This is a genomic window from Bacillus sp. A1, from assembly GCF_042296235.1.
GTDB lineage: Bacteria > Bacillota > Bacilli > Bacillales > Bacillaceae > Bacillus > Bacillus velezensis.
This window is the reverse complement of sequence record NZ_CP141181.1, coordinates 662,963-680,636: the sequence shown is the minus strand read 5'-3', so window position 1 is coordinate 680,636 and position 17,674 is coordinate 662,963. Positions and strand designations below refer to the sequence as shown.

The window sequence follows — 17,674 nt, the reverse complement described above, 5'->3', positions numbered from 1 at the left end:
TCTTAATGTTTGAAATGTCTGATGCCGGTGAATACCATGGCGATCCCGTATTCATCCGCTTTTTTAATCGAATCTTCATCGCGGACCGATCCGCCGGGCTGAATAATCGCCGTGACACCGGCTTTTGCGGCTTCTTCGACTGTATCCGGCATCGGGAAAAACGCGTCTGATCCGAGCGCGCTGCCTTTTGCTTTTTCTCCGGCCTGCTCAATGGCGATTTTAGCTGAACCGACTCGATTCATCTGTCCTGCGCCCACACCGACCGTCATATGGTCTTTTGCAAGAACGATCGCGTTGGATTTCACGTGTTTGACGACTTTCCAGGCGAGCTTCAGATCTTCCCATTCCTGCTCGTTCGGCTCTCTTTTTGTCGGGATGCTGATGTCGGCGTCATCAAATCCATGGACGTCTAAATCTTGAATCAAAAGGCCGCCCTGTACGGATGTCAGCTGTTTTTCTTTCTTCCCTGATGCGGTCACGTCAAGCGTGAGAAGACGAAGGTTTTTCTTCGCCGTCAGCACGTTCAGCGCTTCTTCACTGAAAGAAGGGGCGATAATGATTTCTAAAAAGATGCCGTGAAGGGCTTCAGCCGTTGCCTGATCAACTTCACGGTTCAGCGCGATGATGCCGCCGAAAATGGAGATTTTATCAGCTTCATACGCTTTATTGAATGCTTCCTCAATTGAAGCTCCCGTACCGACTCCGCACGGATTCATATGTTTAACGGCAACAGCTGCGGGTTCTGTAAACTCCCGGACGATTTGAACGGCCGCATCCGCGTCCTTAATATTGTTGTAAGAAAGCTCTTTGCCGTGAAGCTGTTTTGCCGCCGCGATGGAACCGGAGACAGGAAGTGCGCTTTGGTAGAAAACAGCCTCTTGGTGAGGGTTTTCACCGTAGCGAAGCGATTGTTTTTTCTCAAATGTAACGGTGAATTGCTCAGGGTCTTTCTCACCGGCCTCGCGTGTTAAGTAATCAGCGATTAATGCGTCGTATGCCGCGGTATGGCGGAATACTTTGGCCGCAAGCTCGCGTTTTCTTTTAAGCGAAACACCGCCGTGTTCTTTCATCTCATTGAGCACGGAGCTGTAATCGGCCGGATCTGTGATGACCGTCACATCCTGATGGTTTTTCGATGCGGCGCGCAGCATGCCGGGGCCGCCGATATCAATGTTTTCTATCGCTTCATCGTATGTTACATCTTCTTTTGAAATCGTTTCTTTAAACGGATAAAGGTTGACAACCACAAGGTCAATCGGTGCAATGCCGTGCTCATTGATCTGCGCCATATGCTCTTCATTGTCTCTTACGGCAAGCAGGCCGCCGTGAATATTAGGATGGAGCGTTTTTAACCGTCCGTCCATAATTTCAGGAAATCCGGTCACTTCTGAAATGCCGATGACATCCACACCGTTTTCCTGAAGTAGTTTTTTTGTTCCTCCGGTCGAAATGACTTCGACGCCGAGCTCTGTCAGTTCCTTTACGAAAGGTACGAGATTTGTTTTATCAGAAACACTGATTAGTGCGCGTTTGATTGTCATGCCTTTTCACCTCTGTTATTTAGTCCCAGCAGCTGTTTCACAACGCTCGGATACCATTTGTGCTCAAGCTCGTGTATTGTATGCTCTATGTCTTCAAGCGTATCGTTTTCCTGTATTTCGAATGCTTTTTGCGCGATAATCGGTCCTGTGTCCATGCCTTCGTCGACGTAATGAACGGTAATGCCCGCCACTTTCACACCGGCCCGATACGCCTGTCCGACAGCGTCAATCCCGGGGAATGCCGGAAGAAGCGAGGGATGTATATTAATAATGCGGCCCCCGTATGCTTCAAGCAGCGTATCTCCAATCAGTCTCATATAACCGGCGAGAACGATTAATTCCGCCCCGTGCAGGCACAGCTGTTCAATAACGGCCCGTTCAAAGGCCGCTTTGTTTTCAAAAGATGACGGTTCAAAGGCGAATGACGGAATGTGTAAAGCCTCCGCCCTTTCCACCGCCTTTGCCTGAGGCTTATCCGTCACGAGAAGCGAGAGCTCCGCATCCCACTTCTCTTCTCTCATGCGTTTGGCAATGGCCTCGAAGTTCGATCCGTTTCCTGAAGCAAATACCGCAAACTTTTTCATGAAAGAGCCGCACCGCCGAAAGAAATGCCTTCGCCCCGCTTGACCCGGCCGATCAAATAAGCCTTCTCGCCCTGAGCTTCAAGCGTGTCGATGACGTCTGTCAGGTTTTCTTCTTTAACGGCAAGGACAAAACCGATGCCCATATTAAAAACATTGAACATTTCTTCTTCTTTCAGCTTGCCGTGCTCCTGCAGAAACGGAAAAATCGGCGGGATCGGCCATGATCCGTGATCAATTTCCGCACTCAATCCGTCCGGCAGCATCCGCGGGATGTTCTCGATGAATCCTCCGCCTGTCACATGCGCCATGCCGTCCACCTTACCGCTTTTCACCGCCTTGAGCACCGGCTTCACATATATTCTCGTCGGTTCCAGCAATTCTTCTCCGAGAGGACGCGCAAACGGTTCATAGACAGTATCCAAATCAAGTCCGCCGTCATCAAGAAGCACTTTTCTCACAAGGGAAAATCCGTTGCTGTGAAGGCCGCTTGAAGTAAGTCCGATTAAGAGATGCCCCTCTTCGATATGTTCACCGGTGACGATTTCGTCTTTTTCCGCGACGCCGACTGAAAAGCCCGCAATATCGTATTCATCAACCGTATACAGTCCCGGCATTTCCGCCGTCTCACCGCCGATAAGCGCTGATCCTGACTGCTCGCATCCGTCCGCCACGCCCTGAACGATCTGCTCAATTTTTACCGGATCAGCCTTGCCGACCGCCAAATAATCAAGGAAAAACAGCGGCTCCGCTCCTTGGGCAAGCACATCATTTACACACATCGCGACCGCATCGACGCCGATCGTGTCATGCTTATCCATTGAAAATGCGAGTTTCAGCTTGGTGCCGACACCGTCTGTTCCGGAAATTAAAACAGGCTTTTGATACGGAAGCTCTGACAGATCAAACATTCCGCCAAAACCGCCTAGGCTTCCCATAACGCCGAGCCTTTTCGTGCGCTCCACGTGTTTTTTCATTCGTTTGACGGCTTCGTATCCGGCTTCGATGTCAACTCCGGCATTTTTATAAGCATCAGACATCCCTATCACTCCTTGTCAATTCGTTTCTCCTTAAAAGGCAGAAAGAGAAAGGCAGCCTGAATTCCCGCTGCCTTTATGTCATTTTCAGATTTTATTTTGTCAGCACCGCTTCTTTTACGTGAGGAAGCACTGTATCCTGATAAATTTCCGTCGGATATTTGCCCGTAAAACAAGCGAGGCATTGTCCGCAGTTGGTGTCTTCAAATTTTCGGCCGACTCCTTTTAACAATCCGTCTACACTTAAGAAAGAAAGCGTGTCAGCACCGATGATCTGGCGGATTTCTTCCACCGAATGAGAAGAAGCGATCAGCTCCTCATGGGTTGATGTGTCGATGCCGTAGAAGCACGGATGAGCGATCGGCGGTGAACTGATCTTGACGTGCACCTCTGTCGCTCCCGCTTCTCTGAGCATTGTGACAATCCGGCGGCTTGTCGTCCCGCGCACGATGGAATCATCAACCATGACGACCCGTTTTCCTTCAACAACACCGCGGACGGCGGACAGCTTCATTCTGACGCCTTGCTCGCGCAGAGCCTGGGACGGCTGAATAAACGTTCTGCCGACATAACGGTTTTTAATGAGACCGAGTTCGTACGGAATGCCCGTTGCCTCGGCATAGCCGATGGCTGCAGAAATACTGGAATCAGGCACGCCTGTGACGACATCCGCTTCAATCGCGGACTCCTGGGCAAGCATTTTTCCGAGGTTTTTCCGGGCGCTGTGCACGTTAATGCCGTCGATATTGCTGTCAGGTCTTGAGAAATAAATGTACTCCATGCTGCAGATGGAACGGTTGATATTCATGGAGAAACGCTCTGATTTCATGCCTTCATCATTGATGATCAGCATTTCGCCCGGCTCTACCTCGCGAAGGTATGTCGCGCCGACCACATCGAATGCGCACGTTTCTGATGCCACGACGTAAGCGTCACCCATCATGCCGATTGACAGCGGTCTGAGTCCGTTCGGGTCAAGCGCTACGATCATTTCTGTTTCAGTCATGATTAAAAAGGCATAAGCGCCTTTCAGCATAGACAGCGAATTTTTGATCTGATCCTTCAGCGAAAAGTGTCCGCTGCGTTTAATCAGATGAGCCAGCACTTCCGTATCGGAGGAAGTCTGAAAGATGCTCCCTTGGTTTTCAAGCTGCTGCTTCAACTGTGTGGCGTTGACCAAGTTGCCGTTATGGGCAAGCGCGAGGCTGCCGTTGTTTTGCGAACGGAACAGGAGCGGCTGGACATTTTCATATCCGCCTCCGCCTGCCGTCGCATAACGGACGTGCCCGATCGCGCCTTTTCCCTTCACTTTGCTCAGTTCGCCGTTTTGAAAAACCTCGGTAATAAGCCCCTGTCCTTTATGCGCAGTCAGTTTTTCACCGTCAGTCGCCACGATGCCGGCGCCTTCCTGTCCTCTGTGCTGGAGGCTGTGCAGGCCGTAATACGTGATCTGCGGGGCTTCTTCATGTCCCCAGATGCCAAACACACCGCATTCTTCATTCAGGCCTTTGATTTCAGCAAGCATGGAATAGCTCCTTTCCACGCGCGCTCAAGTTCTTTCGTTTGCGCGTGAACCAATTGTTGTCCGTCCTGGTTTTGAATCGCCAGAAGTCCGTCAGCCGTTACCTCGCCGATATGAACCGCATCGGCCATAGCCGCTTCAAACGCCGCTTGGTGTTCTTTTTTCACCGAAACGACGAAGCGTGATTGAGATTCAGAGAATAATAATGCCGCTTCCCCTTCTACAGTCACGTGCGCGCCAAGGTTTTCCGTCGTCATGACGCTTTCTGCAACCGCTACGCCTAAGCCGCCTTCAGACACATCATGCGCTGATTGTACGAAGCCTTTTTTAATCGCGTCAAGCAATGCTTTTTGGCGTGACAGCTCTACATCAAGATCGATTTGCGGCGCTTTGCCGTAAATGCGGCCTTCTGTCATTTTTTGCAGTTCGCTTCCGGCAAACTCAGGTTTTGTTTCGCCGATCACGTATACAAGATCCCCCGCTTGTTTGAAATGCTGTGTCGTAATATGAGCGGTATCTTCAATTAAGCCGACCATGCCGATCACAGGCGTCGGGTAGATCGCCGTTCCGTTCGATTCATTATAAAGTGATACGTTACCGCCGATGACGGGAGTGCTGAGAACATTACACGCCTCGCTGATGCCGTCGGCCGCTTTTTCGATCTGCCAGAAAATTTCAGGTTTTTCCGGGTTTCCGAAATTCAGATTATCCGTGACCGCAAGCGGTTCGGCGCCGGAGCATACGATGTTGCGCGCCGCTTCGGCAACGGCGATTTTCCCGCCTTCTTCTGGATCAAGATATAAATAACGCGCGTTGCAATCCGTCGTCATCGCCAGCGCTTTTTTCGTGCCGCGGATTCTGAGCACTCCCGCGTCAGAGCCCGGAGCGACCACCGTATTTGTGCGCACCATGTAGTCATACTGATCGTACACCCACTCTTTGCTGGCGATTGTCGGCTGCTGCAGCAGGGCAAAAAGCGTCTCTGTCGCATCTTTTACTTCAGGCGCGGGAACTTCCGTTTCCTGAAACTCGCGGTAGTACGCGGGTTCTGCTGACGGCTTGTGGTATACAGGCGCTTCTTCCGCCAGCGCGTCGACCGGAAGCTCGCAAACAACCTCTCCGTTATGGCGGAGGCGGAGCATTTTATCATCCGTAACATGACCTACGGAAACCGCTTCAAGATCATATTTATCAAAAATATCGACAATTTCCTGTTCACGTCCGCGTTCAATGACGAGAAGCATGCGTTCCTGAGACTCGGAAAGCATCATTTCGTAAGCGGTCATACCTGTTTCCCGCTGCGGAATGAGATCAAGGTTCATTTCAATGCCGGAGCCGGCTTTGCTTGCCATTTCAGCACTCGAACTTGTCAGACCGGCCGCCCCCATATCCTGAATGCCGACTAAGGCGTCGCATTGGATGACTTCAAGGCATGCTTCCAGGAGAAGTTTTTCCATGAAAGGATCGCCGACCTGCACCGCGGAACGTTTTTCTTCAGATGAATCTGACATTTCTTCTGATGCGAAAGTAGCGCCGTGTATGCCGTCGCGGCCCGTTTTAGCGCCGACGTACATGACCGTATTGCCGACACCTTTCGCCTGGCCCTTTTTAATATCTTTATGATCAATTAAGCCGACGCACATTGCATTGACAAGCGGATTGCCCTCATAGCTTGCGTCAAACTGCACTTCTCCGCCGACCGTCGGAATGCCGATACAGTTTCCGTATCCCGCGATTCCCGCCACTACTTCTTCAAACAAGTACTTCACACGAGGTGAAGCGAGCTCACCAAATCGAAGAGAGTTTAATACAGCTATCGGACGGGCGCCCATTGAGAAAACATCACGGATGATGCCGCCCACTCCCGTCGCAGCACCTTGGTATGGCTCAATCGCTGACGGATGGTTATGAGATTCAATTTTGAACACGACCGCCTGATTGTCACCGATGTCAACGATTCCCGCGCCTTCTCCGGGACCCTGCAGCACGCGTTCGCCGTTAGTCGGGAATTTGCGTAAAACCGGTTTTGAGTTTTTATAGCTGCAGTGCTCTGACCACATGACGGAAAAAATCCCGATTTCCGTGTAGTTCGGCAATCTTCCGATAATAGATTCAATGAGTGCGAACTCGTCATCACTGACACCCATTTGCTGATAGAGTTTCTCTTCTTTTATTTGTTCTTTACTTGGTTCAAGCAGTAGCGACATGAGTTTCCCTCCAATTTTTCACGATAGACCGGAACAATGTAAGACCGTCTGCGCTGCCGAGCAGTTCATCGACTGCGCGCTCAGGGTGAGGCATCATGCCTAATACGTTGCCTTTCTCATTCACGACGCCGGCAATGCCGCTGACGCTTCCGTTAATATCGCCGCCGTATGTGAAGGCGATTTGATCGTTTTCTTTTAATCTTTCAAGCGTTTCGTCATCACAGTAGAAATTGCCTTCGCCGTGGGCAACCGGAATCGTAATCGATTGTCCTTTTTCATAGGAAGATGTGAATAACGTGCCGCTGTTCTGCACGATTAGTTCAACCGGGCGGCAGATGAACTTTAAATCTTTATTGCGTCTCATCGCGCCGGGCAGAAGTCCGAGCTCCTGCAGAATCTGGAATCCGTTGCAGACGCCGAGAACCGGTTTTCCTTCGGCAGCCGCTTTTTTCACGGCCGGCATGATGTTTGCGAATCTGGCGATGGCGCCGCATCTCAAGTAGTCGCCGTATGAAAACCCGCCGGGGATGAGCACGCCGTCAAATCCGTCAAGGCTTGTTTCCTCGTGCCAGACATACTCGACTTCTTCGCCGAGTTCGTCCTTTACGGCGTGGAACATATCAATATCACAGTTGGAGCCGGGTAACACAATCACCGCAAATTTCACTGTGCGACAACCTCCTCAACTTCATATCGGTAGTCTTCAATGACTGTATTGGCAAGGAGCTTTTCACACATTTCTTTCACGAGCGCGTCAAGATCGCGGTCAGATTTTTCAATCGTCAGCTCCATGTATTTTCCGATGCGCACATCCTGCACTTCATTGTAGGCCATGCTGTGCAATGCATGCTGCACCGCGCTTCCTTGAGGATCGAGCACACTTTCTTTTAAGCTGACATAAACTTTCACTTTATACATTATGAAATGCCTCCCAGTCTTTTGAAAATCTCTTCATATGCGTCGGTTAAGCTTCCCAGGTTCCGTCTGAACAAATCTTTATCGAGCTTTTCGTTTGTGTCTTTGTCCCACAGACGGCACGTGTCAGGAGAAATTTCGTCCGCTAAAAGCACCCGTCCCTCTGCGTCTAAGCCGAATTCCAGCTTAAAATCTATTAATCTGACGCCGCAGTCTTCAAAAATATGCTGAAGTTCTTGATTCACCTGGTTTGTAATCGATTTGATCGTTTTGACCTGCTCAGGAGCCGCAGCTTTTAAGAGCCAGATATGATCTTCTGTGATGAGCGGATCACCGAGTGCATCATCTTTATAGTAAAATTCGATAATCGGCTGCGGAAGCTCAGTTCCTTCCGGGATGCCGAGACGTTTCGACATGCTTCCGGCGGCAATGTTTCTGACCACGACTTCAAGCGGAATGATGCTCACTTTTTTGATAAGCTGCTCTGATTCTGAAACACGCTCCACAAAGTGGTTGTCAATTCCTTTGGCGTGCAGATGTTTGAAAATCAGGCTTGAAATTTCATTGTTCAGACGGCCCTTTCCGCTGATCTCCGCTTTTTTCTCACCGTTAAAGGCTGTTGCGGAATCCTTGTAGACCACGCGGAGAATCTGTTCGTCTTCAGTTTGATAAATCCGTTTCGCTTTTCCTTCATAAAGAAGATTATTGTTCACAATATTCACGGAAGGCCTCCTAACCCGAATGTTGGGAATATTCAATCTATGGCGGCTGAAGAAGCCGCCTCCGGCTGGCTTCTTCTATAAACCTAAACGATCAAAGATCAAGTCGACGTTTTTCAGATGATAATTGTAGTCAAAGCAATCGGCAATCTGTTCCGGTGTGAGACGGGACGTGATTTTTTCCTCCGCTTCGACAAGCTGGCGGAACGGCACTTGTTTTTCCCACGCTTCCATCGCTTTCGGCTGAACCGTGTCATATGCTTCTTCACGAGGCAGACCCGTGTCGATTAAAGCGAGCAGCACGCGCTGAGAGTAGATTAAACCGAGTGTGCGGTCCATGTTGCGTTTCATATTTTCCGGGAATACCGTTAAGTTTTTGACGATATTGCTGAATCGGTTCAGCATGTAATTCAGCGCGATTGTCGCGTCAGGAAGAATGATGCGCTCAGCTGATGAATGAGAAATATCACGCTCATGCCATAACGAAACATTTTCGTATGCCGTCAGCATGTACCCGCGGATCACGCGCGCCATGCCCGTCATATTTTCCGACCCGATCGGATTCCGTTTATGAGGCATAGCCGATGAACCTTTTTGTCCTTTCGCAAAAAACTCTTCCACTTCACGTGTTTCACTCTTTTGCAGACCGCGGATTTCCACTGCGAATTTTTCAATGCTCGTCGCGATCAAAGCCAGTGCCGCCATGTAATCCGCATGACGGTCGCGCTGTAATGTCTGAGTGGAAATCGGCGCCGCTTTCAGGCCGAGTTTTTCACAGACATACTGCTCTACGAACGGATCAATATTTGCATATGTGCCGACCGCGCCGGAAAGCTTCCCGACTTCGATCCCTTCTTTTGCCTGCTTGAAACGTTCAAGGTTGCGTTTCATTTCTTCATGCCAAAGCGCGAGTTTCAGGCCGAATGTCGTCGGTTCCGCGTGTACGCCGTGCGTGCGGCCCATCATGACCGTGTATTTATGTTCTTTCGCTTTTTCTTTTATAATGTCAACAAATCTCTCAATGTCCTTGAGCAAGATCTCATTCGCCTGTTTTAATAGATAGGAAAGAGCGGTATCCACGACATCTGTTGACGTCAGGCCGTAGTGAACCCATTTTCTTTCTTCGCCTAATGATTCTGAAACCGCGCGGGTGAATGCAACGACGTCATGGCGCGTATCCTGCTCGATTTCCAAAATGCGGTTGATGTCGAAAGACGCGTTTTCGCGCATGACCTTGACGTCTTCTTTCGGAATGACGCCAAGCTCAGCCCAGGCTTCACAGGCTAAAATCTCGACTTCCAGCCATGCCTGGTATCTGTTTTCGTCCGTCCAGATCGCGGACATTTCAGGTCTTGAATAACGTTCGATCATTATGCTCGTCCTCCGTCTCTATTCATCCATATGTTCGTGATGTCCTGAATCCATGTTTCATCAGGCTTCCGCAAAAATGTCATATGCCCCATTTTGCGGCCTTTTTTAATCTCATGTTTTCCGTACAGGTACAGTTTGGCTTCCTTTAAAAGCTCCGTATGCTCCTCCGCAAGCTTCACTTCATCACCGAGCAGATTCACCATCATTCCCGGTTTGAGAAGATCGGTTCTGCCGAGAGGAAGTCCGCAGACCGCTCTGATGTGCTGTTCGAATTGGCTCGTTTCACAAAGGTCGAGCGTATAATGCCCTGAATTGTGAGGACGCGGCGCCAGTTCATTAATCATAAGGTCTCCGTCTTCCGTGACGAACATTTCCACCGCAAGCGGCCCGACAAGTTCCAATTTCTCCGCGAGCTGAACGGCAAGCGCCTCTGCCCGCTTCTGAACCGTTTCCTCCGCTCTCGCGGGCACGATGCTTTGGAACAGAATATTATTTTTGTGGATATTTTCAGCAGCCGGAAAGGTTGAAATCTCACCGTGCACCGATCTCGTCACGATAACGGAAAGCTCCATCCGGAACGATACCCAGCTTTCAAGTATGCACGTGCCGTTTTCTAACAGCGCAGCCGCTTCATCTGTCTGTCCTTCTTCCTTAATGACAAATTGGCCTTTGCCGTCATATCCGCCGCGGCATGTTTTCAGCACCGCCGGGAGCCCCAGTGACTGAACGGCTTCCTCAAGCTCCCGTCTGCTGTTTACGATCCGATAAGGAGCGACTTGACAGCCTGCTGACTGGATCGCCTTTTTTTCCGTTTCCCTGTTTTGGGTGATGAGCAGCAGCTCGCTTCCCTGGGGAAGATATGCATGTTCTTTGAGCCAGTTGAGCGCCTCGTAATCGATATTTTCAAATTCGTACGTAATGATGTCACTGACTCCGACCAATTTTTGAATCGCTTCACGGTCATTGTACTGGGCGGTAATCTCAATATCGGCGATCTGTCCGCATGGCGAGTCTTTCACGGGATCGACGACAGCGACTTTATAGCCCATCTGTTTTGCGGCGACAGCCATCATTTTTCCGAGCTGTCCGCCTCCGATAATGCCGATGACGGCGCCGGGATAAATCGTTTTTTTATCAGACAAGCTGATCACTGCTTTCCAGCACCGTTTGTTTTGTCGCATTTCTTCTCGCCTCTAGTTTATCCGCAATATCACCGTCAAATGCCGACAAAATTTGCGCGGCTAACAGACCCGCGTTCACTGCGCCCGCTTTTCCGATCGCCGTCGTCGCGACCGGCACGCCGCCGGGCATCTGTACGATAGACAGAAGAGAATCAAGCCCGTTAAGCGATTTTGTCTGAACCGGTACGCCGATCACCGGCAGCGTCGTTTTGGCCGCCGTCATTCCCGGCAGATGCGCCGCTCCTCCGGCTCCGGCAATAATGACTTTTAAGCCCCTGTCTCTGGCGCTTTCTGCATATTCAAACATCAAATCAGGCGTCCGGTGCGCGGATACCACCTGTTTTTCATAAGGAATGTGAAGTTCGTCAAGTATGTCGCATGCATGTTTCATTGTCTCCCAATCGGAGGTGCTTCCCATGATGATTCCTGCTAGCGGCTGCATTCTGTTCCCACCTTCTCATGCTTTGTTTTTCAGAAAAAAAAGCCCGGCTTATATTGCAACTATGAGGAAGCAATACAAACCGGGCATGGCGCGCGTATCGTCAGTCGTTCGCTTCTGCGATATCCATGTCAGCTGTTTATCACTTTCCTGCATAGTCCGGCCGTTTACGGCAGCCGGGTAGAAACTTATGGGCCATATTCCCAAGATTATATGAGGTCGTGTTTTGATTTCATGTTTATCTTAACAACGGACTTGGATAATGTCAACGACATTATCGAACGATATAAAAATTCTTTCTTTTAATGTTCGTGTTTAGATCAATTTCCCTTCAAATACGATTTTTTTCCCGCAAGGAACGACTTGAATTGATCCATTTTCTTTCTTTTCTGTAAAGATCGGCTCTTCCATCCGCCGGACGGGCATATAACCCTCTTCCTTCATTAAAGTGAGAATGGTGTCAATCGTTTCATCTTCCGTTACTTCAAACCGTTTCTTTTTTGGCTTTGTCATTCCTTAATTCTCCTCTTCTTCACTGCTTTCACCCAGAATCCGCCGTGGATCGTTTTCGGCTCAAAGGCGATAATAAACGCTTTTTCATCAAGCGTTTTAATCGTATCATAAAGCTGAAGCTCATATTTGCGCGGCGTCAGAATCTGCATGGCGGTCCGGTCTCCTTCAAGTCCGCCCGCAACCCAGCTTGTAACCCCGTATCCTTTTTCCCGGAGCTGTTTCGGCAGGTCCAGATCGAGCTCCTTCGTAATGACGTTGACTGTAATATAGCCGAGCGCCAGTTTCTCTTCAATTTTCATTCCCACTATGACGCCGAGGCCGTAGCCGAGCGCATAGGCAATGACGTTTTGAATTTGATTCAGATTGCCGAGCACGAGACTCAGGCCGGTCACATACACAAGGATTTCAATCGTACTGATGCCTGCGGCGAAATAGCGCTGTCCCTTCAATGTCAGAATCATCCTGATCGTAAAGAAAGAGACATATATAATGTTAATGATGAGAATAATGAGAACCATACCTATACTGTTGGATAAAATCGTCTGCATCACTGATTCCCCTCCTCTGATACTTTGAAAAGCATCAATCCTTCAATTAAGGATAGTTTACCCTCTTTTCATCATTTTCAAAAGAAAAAAAAGCCCGCCCCGCAAGGCAGACTGTTAAGCTCTTATCAGTGAAGCTCGGCTTTTTTCAATCGTTTGACGGCTTCATATTCCTTCTCAAGTTCACTCAGCGTGTACCCGGACAGTTCCTGAACATGGTCTTGATAAAACCCTGAGCGGATCAGCTTTGTCCTCAGGTGCTGCTTTTTCCGATTAATGGCTTCTCGCAACAACGGGGCCATCTTCATCATCCCTTTCCGAATCATAAAGAGTAGTGCCGCTTTCGAATTGCTGTTGCTCTCATCATATCTCGGCCGGGTCCTCAAAACAATACGCTTTATTAGAAAAATTTGTAAACATTGTGAAAGACAAATTTCGACTTATAAAGGGATCAGCGAAGCAGTAAAGTACTCGGAAATGAGCGGCCATGTCACAGCCGTAAAAACGAGCATGATGATGACCGCCGCGGAAATACAGTACATCACGTCAGCCGCAGGCTTTTCAGCCGATTTGTATAGAATCTGCACAAACTGCACCATCGCCGAGGCGGCCAGAAACAAGGTCAGCGCCGTAAACACCACGGTGACGACCGGCAGATTCAATATCGCGAAAATCATCCACACGATAGAGCAGGCGACAGCCGGAACCAAAAGCGATCCGACCCCCGCGGCCGCATCCCGCATCGTAATTTTCTGTTTCATCATATAACGTGATACAAGCCAGACCGCGCCGGCCGCAGCGGCAAAAAAGACGAGCGTATACACGAGAACGACAGTAAAGCCGTCAAAAAACGTATGATGCCGCTCCCCGTATCCGAGAGGCCTTTGCTGGCTTGCCCTCAGCTGAAACCAATTTCCGATTGAGAAAAAGATACTGAATACAAGCATTGAAATAAGAGCATATTTAAAGCGGGAAAAGCCGTCTTCCCCAACGACCTTCACCGGTGATGTCAAAATGCGCAGCGCGAAACGGCAATAACGTTTGACCGCGGCCCATGCAGAAGCGAGTTTTTCCGTAAAAGCCGGAGCCGGGCGCCGTTCCTTTACTTTTTTCTTTTGCTTTTGATAACGTCCCGCATTTCTGGACATTCTCGACAGCGGTTCTTCATCAGTCCCCTGATGCTGTTTTTCTTCTTCCAACGTTTCTTTTCTTTCTTCCGTCATGTCAGCAACTCCTATCAAAAAAATACGGCGGAATTTGTTAAACAAGAAAATAAAACACTTATATAAGGTACCGAAGCGTCCTTAAACAGTCAAGCGGTTTTCTTCACCCGGACACCCACATGACGTTTTATAGTATGTATTGGTTTTACGGAATAGGACAAAAACAAAAAACCGGCTGAACTCAGCCGGTTTTTCCGTTATTTCAAGAAGATGAAATACAGGATAAAGATGACGAACAGCCCGTACATAATCGGGTGAACGCTTTTTCCTTTTCCTTTGCAGATCATTGTAATCGGGTAGAATATAAAACCGATCGCAATCCCCGTCGCAATGCTGTACGTCAGCGGCATCATAATCATCGTTAAGAATGCCGGCACAGCCACCTCGAATTTATCCCAGGCGATCTTACCGAGCGGCGCCACCATCAGCGCGCCGACAATAATTAAAGCCGGAGCCGTCACATTCGTGGTGACAACTGACAGAAGCGGCGAGAAAAACATCGCCAGCAAAAAGAGAATGCCCGTCACAACAGCCGCGAAGCCGGAGCGCGCCCCCGCCGCAACGCCTGAGCTGGATTCAACATAAGAAGTCGTTGTAGACGTACCGAGTACGGCTCCGATAACGATTGATGTCGAATCCGCCAGAAGCGCTCTTCCCGCACGCGGAAGTTTGTTTTCCTTCATCAGCCCGGCCTGTGTCGCTACAGCCACCAGCGTTCCGGCCGTATCGAAAAACCCGACGAACAAGAAAGTTAAAATGACAATCAGCATTTGTACGGAGAAGATATCCGGAAGATGCATCCACGCCTGTCCGAAAGTCGGCGCAAGACTCGGCACGCTGCCGACAATGTGCGTCGGAACCGGAATCAGCCCGCAGACCATGCCGGCAACCGCCGTCAGAAGCATTCCGATAAATACGCCGCCGTTTACGCGAAGCACCATCAGAATGACAGTCACAATAACACCGAAAACCGTCAGAAGCACAGGGCCGCTGTGAATATTGCCGATAGACACCAGAGTCGATGAGTTCGCTTCAATAATGCCCGAACCCTGCAAACCGACAAATGTGATAAACAAACCGATACCCGCGCCGACCGCCAATTTCAGCTCAGGCGGAATCGCATTAATGATTTTTTCCCGCAGTCCCGTCAGCGAAAGCGCCACGAAGATAATTCCGGAAATCAAGACGCCGGAAAGCGCAGCCTGCCATGAAATCCCCATGCCGAGGACGACAGAGAAAGCAAAAAACGCATTTAATCCCATACCCGGCGCAATCGCGATCGGATACTTTGCAATGAGCCCCATTAAAATACAGCCGGCCGCAGACGCCAAGGCTGTAGCGGTGAACACCGCGCCCTGATCAATTTTTAATGCTTCCGGAAATCCCTTCACACCGTTTAAAGACAATGTCAGCGGATTGACGAACAGAATGTACGCCATTGACAAAAAGGTCGTTAAACCGCCGATGATTTCATTGCGATAGCTTGTCCCCAGCTCATCAAACTGAAAAAATTGCTTCAAGCCAATTGCCTCCTTCATTCTCTCCCATTTATTCTGCCCGTTATCCGCCAAATAAAAAACGCCCCAAATACATTTGGGACGCTTGACTACATACGTTCAGTCTGAATAAATAAGAATGGATTATTTATATCAAACGATTGAGATTGATCCGTAGTCAAGCCATTTACGGTAGCTTGGTAGAAACTTGCGGGCCATATCCCCGCCATTATACGATATCTGCATATTTGATTTCTGAGTCTATTGTATCAATTCAATTTTGAAAACTCAATAAAAAAAACGAACAATCCCGGTAAAAAAATTTGGTTTATTCGTTAATTGACCAAAAATGGAAGACGGCAAAAGCCGCCTTCCAGACATCATTTTCCGTCCGCAGGCCGAATCGGCACCGCGAATGTGATCCCCTTATCATCCGCCAGCAAGTTCATAACCGTTTGATTGACGTACAAAGCGTATGAATCGAATGAGAAATCGCGCAACGAATAGTCTTTATCGGTTGAATCATCTAATTCAAAAACGGATTCCATTTCACCCGTTTTAAGGTTCGTGACTTTCGCCTTATTCCCTTTCAGATAATAGCCTTTTTCATACTCATTAAGCGATGGCCAGGTTTTCATTTTTTTCGTATTGCCGAGACCGATTGACTCACCGACATTGATCAGCTGATCTTCATCCGCCTTGCTGTAATTGATTCCGGTGAATTGATAATCGACGATTACCGTTCTGCCTTGCTGTTTGATCTTTTTGATGGTAATGCCGACATGATGATGTTTCGTTTTATAACTGACGGGCAGTTTTGTTTTCAGAGGCACGATTTCTCCCGGCTCTGATTCTGTTTTTATATCGCCCGTTATGAAAAGTGTTTTCGCTTTCGGGTCTATCGGTTTGCTGAATTGAGTTTGGCCGCGTATTCTTTTCCCGCCGCCGGGAAGATTCTTTCTGCCGCCAAGTTCAATATTCGACGCCGTCATTTCATAATGGTTTCCGGCATCATCCGTTGCCTCGTAAATCGAGATGGCATCATTTTTGGCTGCATCATAGAAGTCGATAGAATACAGGAGAGCCGATCCCGTCGTTCCGTTTTCCGCACGGATATCGAAAAAGCGGTATAATCCGTGATTTACATTCACAGCTTTCGTTCCTTCCAGAGAAACGGACTTTTGTTTTTTAATAGGGAGTGTAAAGCGCCAGTTTCCCGGGATGTCCTTGATTTTTGTAATGACAAGCGGAAGCTTATCACCGTCTTTCAGCTTTGAGCCGTCCGTGAACAGGCGAAGCTGTCCCGCGTACTGCCCGTCTTTCATTTTTTTCATATCACTGTTGTCATAATCCTCTGCTAACATATTCCATGGATCTTTATAATCAACTTGAAAAGAGATGCTCTCCTCATCTGATTTCAAATTGTCAACGGTAAAATTGTAAACGAGCTGTCCGCTGTCGTAATACACACTTTTCACTGTCACCGTGATTCCGCGTGATTCCGCTTTCTCATTCAGTTTTGTCACCAAATTGCTTTTAAACAGCGCAGAACCTGCCTTATCCTGAAACAGACTGTAAATTTGTCCGGCAACAGGAATGTTTCCCATAGCCGTATTAACGGAGGGCATGAATAAGCCTGAGGACAGATACAGAATAAACAAAGCAGCAGCAACCGCGAGTCCGTTTATCAGTTTTCTTCCCCATCTCCGTCTGACGGCGCCTTCTTTTCCGGCACGGACAGCGGCGCTGTGTATCACATTTTTCAATTCAGCTTTCGGCACGTCAATGTCCTGATACAATTGCTTCATTTGATGCTTTTCCATATATGTTTATCCTCCTTTTCCAGCTCCTGCTTCAATGCTTTTCTCGCCCTGTGCAGATGCGTTTTTACAGTGCCTTCCGCCATACCGGTCTGTTCAGCGATCATAGCAATCGAGAAATCTTGAAAATAATAAAGCTGAATGGTCAGCTGTATATGTTCGTCAAGCGTTTCCAGGGCATTCCGAAGATCTATGTATTCTTCAATGTTCTTATTCTCCGCGCGCGTATCATGCTGCGGCTCAAACGGGATGACGTCTCCGTGCTTTTTCCTCATCGCAAAAATCGTATGAAGCAAAATCCGGATCAGCCACGTTTTAAAATATTTCGGCTCCTTCAGCTGCGCGATATGAAGAAAAGCCTTGTAAGCCGTTTCCTGAACAGCGTCCAGCGTATCTTCCTTGTGATGCAAATAGAGATAAGCTGTTTTATATAAAGTATCCTGGTGTGCTGTGATCAGTTTTTCAAAGGCTGCGGCATCACCTTTTTTCGCCTTTTTGATCAATCGTTCTTCCTTCACCTTATCCACCTCCTATGCTGTTAGATATGAATCAGGGCAAAACGGT

Annotated in this window: 18 protein-coding genes and 2 riboswitches; all 18 genes read right to left on the bottom strand. The window is 48.7% G+C overall.

The annotated features are described in order from the left end of the window. Positions 1–2: 2 nt before the first annotated feature. Complete coding sequence (gene purH, locus U2H13_RS03560; protein WP_094296460.1) at positions 3–1,541, bottom strand: bifunctional phosphoribosylaminoimidazolecarboxamide formyltransferase/IMP cyclohydrolase; 1,539 nt, start codon at positions 1,539–1,541, stop codon at positions 3–5. Further along, entirely contained in the window at positions 1,538–2,125 is a 588-nt protein-coding gene (gene purN / locus U2H13_RS03555) for a phosphoribosylglycinamide formyltransferase (RefSeq protein WP_021495180.1), read from the bottom strand. Before purN ends, purH begins: the two co-directional genes overlap by 4 nt. Further along, positions 2,122–3,162 carry a phosphoribosylformylglycinamidine cyclo-ligase gene (gene purM / locus U2H13_RS03550; RefSeq protein ID WP_014417106.1) on the bottom strand — a complete coding sequence of 347 codons (1,041 nt, stop codon included), beginning with the start codon at positions 3,160–3,162 and terminating at the stop codon, positions 2,122–2,124. Before purM ends, purN begins: the two co-directional genes overlap by 4 nt. Before the next feature lie 91 nt (positions 3,163–3,253). Beyond that, the gene (purF, locus tag U2H13_RS03545) at positions 3,254–4,684 is read right to left on the bottom strand and encodes an amidophosphoribosyltransferase (RefSeq protein ID WP_014417105.1); all 1,431 of its coding nucleotides are present in this window, start codon (positions 4,682–4,684) and stop codon (positions 3,254–3,256) included. After that, positions 4,660–6,888 (bottom strand): phosphoribosylformylglycinamidine synthase subunit PurL, encoded by a 2,229-nt coding sequence (gene purL / locus U2H13_RS03540; RefSeq protein ID WP_121984688.1) that lies wholly within the window; start codon positions 6,886–6,888, stop codon positions 4,660–4,662. The genes purF and purL overlap by 25 nt, the downstream gene beginning before the upstream one ends. After that, entirely contained in the window at positions 6,872–7,555 is a 684-nt protein-coding gene (gene purQ / locus U2H13_RS03535) for a phosphoribosylformylglycinamidine synthase subunit PurQ (protein WP_014417103.1), read from the bottom strand. The genes purL and purQ overlap by 17 nt, the downstream gene beginning before the upstream one ends. Continuing rightward, a complete protein-coding gene (gene purS, locus U2H13_RS03530) occupies positions 7,552–7,806 on the bottom strand; it encodes a phosphoribosylformylglycinamidine synthase subunit PurS (protein WP_014417102.1) in 255 nt (84 codons plus the stop codon). The genes purQ and purS overlap by 4 nt, the downstream gene beginning before the upstream one ends. After that, entirely contained in the window at positions 7,806–8,525 is a 720-nt protein-coding gene (gene purC, locus U2H13_RS03525; protein ID WP_014417101.1) for a phosphoribosylaminoimidazolesuccinocarboxamide synthase, read from the bottom strand. Before purC ends, purS begins: the two co-directional genes overlap by 1 nt. Before the next feature lie 75 nt (positions 8,526–8,600). Further along, positions 8,601–9,893, bottom strand: coding sequence for an adenylosuccinate lyase (purB, locus tag U2H13_RS03520; protein ID WP_121984687.1), 1,293 nt, complete (start codon positions 9,891–9,893; stop codon positions 8,601–8,603). Further along, a complete protein-coding gene (gene purK, locus U2H13_RS03515) occupies positions 9,893–11,074 on the bottom strand; it encodes a 5-(carboxyamino)imidazole ribonucleotide synthase (RefSeq protein ID WP_121984686.1) in 1,182 nt (393 codons plus the stop codon). The genes purB and purK overlap by 1 nt, the downstream gene beginning before the upstream one ends. Next, positions 11,028–11,516, bottom strand: a complete 489-nt coding sequence (gene purE / locus U2H13_RS03510; RefSeq protein ID WP_003155768.1) for a 5-(carboxyamino)imidazole ribonucleotide mutase — start codon at positions 11,514–11,516, stop codon at positions 11,028–11,030. The genes purK and purE overlap by 47 nt, the downstream gene beginning before the upstream one ends. A gap of 132 nt (positions 11,517–11,648) precedes the next feature. Beyond that, positions 11,649–11,750: riboswitch (purine riboswitch) on the bottom strand. 78 nt (positions 11,751–11,828) lie between these two features. Then, entirely contained in the window at positions 11,829–12,026 is a 198-nt protein-coding gene (locus U2H13_RS03505; protein ID WP_007609843.1) for an NETI motif-containing protein, read from the bottom strand. After that, a complete protein-coding gene (locus U2H13_RS03500) occupies positions 12,023–12,577 on the bottom strand; it encodes a DUF2179 domain-containing protein (protein ID WP_014469850.1) in 555 nt (184 codons plus the stop codon). The genes U2H13_RS03505 and U2H13_RS03500 overlap by 4 nt, the downstream gene beginning before the upstream one ends. Positions 12,578–12,699: 122 nt before the next feature. Further along, complete coding sequence (locus U2H13_RS03495) at positions 12,700–12,873, bottom strand: Fur-regulated basic protein FbpA (RefSeq protein ID WP_003155777.1); 174 nt, start codon at positions 12,871–12,873, stop codon at positions 12,700–12,702. Between the two features lie 138 nt (positions 12,874–13,011). Then, positions 13,012–13,794, bottom strand: a complete 783-nt coding sequence (locus U2H13_RS03490; RefSeq protein ID WP_014417096.1) for a hypothetical protein — start codon at positions 13,792–13,794, stop codon at positions 13,012–13,014. 197 nt (positions 13,795–13,991) lie between these two features. Beyond that, positions 13,992–15,314, bottom strand: a complete 1,323-nt coding sequence (locus U2H13_RS03485; protein ID WP_007408891.1) for an NCS2 family permease — start codon at positions 15,312–15,314, stop codon at positions 13,992–13,994. Between the two features lie 131 nt (positions 15,315–15,445). After that, positions 15,446–15,547: riboswitch (purine riboswitch) on the bottom strand. 123 nt (positions 15,548–15,670) lie between these two features. Beyond that, the gene (locus tag U2H13_RS03480; protein ID WP_121984685.1) at positions 15,671–17,113 is read right to left on the bottom strand and encodes a DUF4179 domain-containing protein; all 1,443 of its coding nucleotides are present in this window, start codon (positions 17,111–17,113) and stop codon (positions 15,671–15,673) included. Further along, positions 17,095–17,628, bottom strand: a complete 534-nt coding sequence (locus U2H13_RS03475; RefSeq protein ID WP_021495186.1) for a sigma-70 family RNA polymerase sigma factor — start codon at positions 17,626–17,628, stop codon at positions 17,095–17,097. The genes U2H13_RS03480 and U2H13_RS03475 overlap by 19 nt, the downstream gene beginning before the upstream one ends. Between the last annotated feature and the right edge of the window lie 46 nt (positions 17,629–17,674).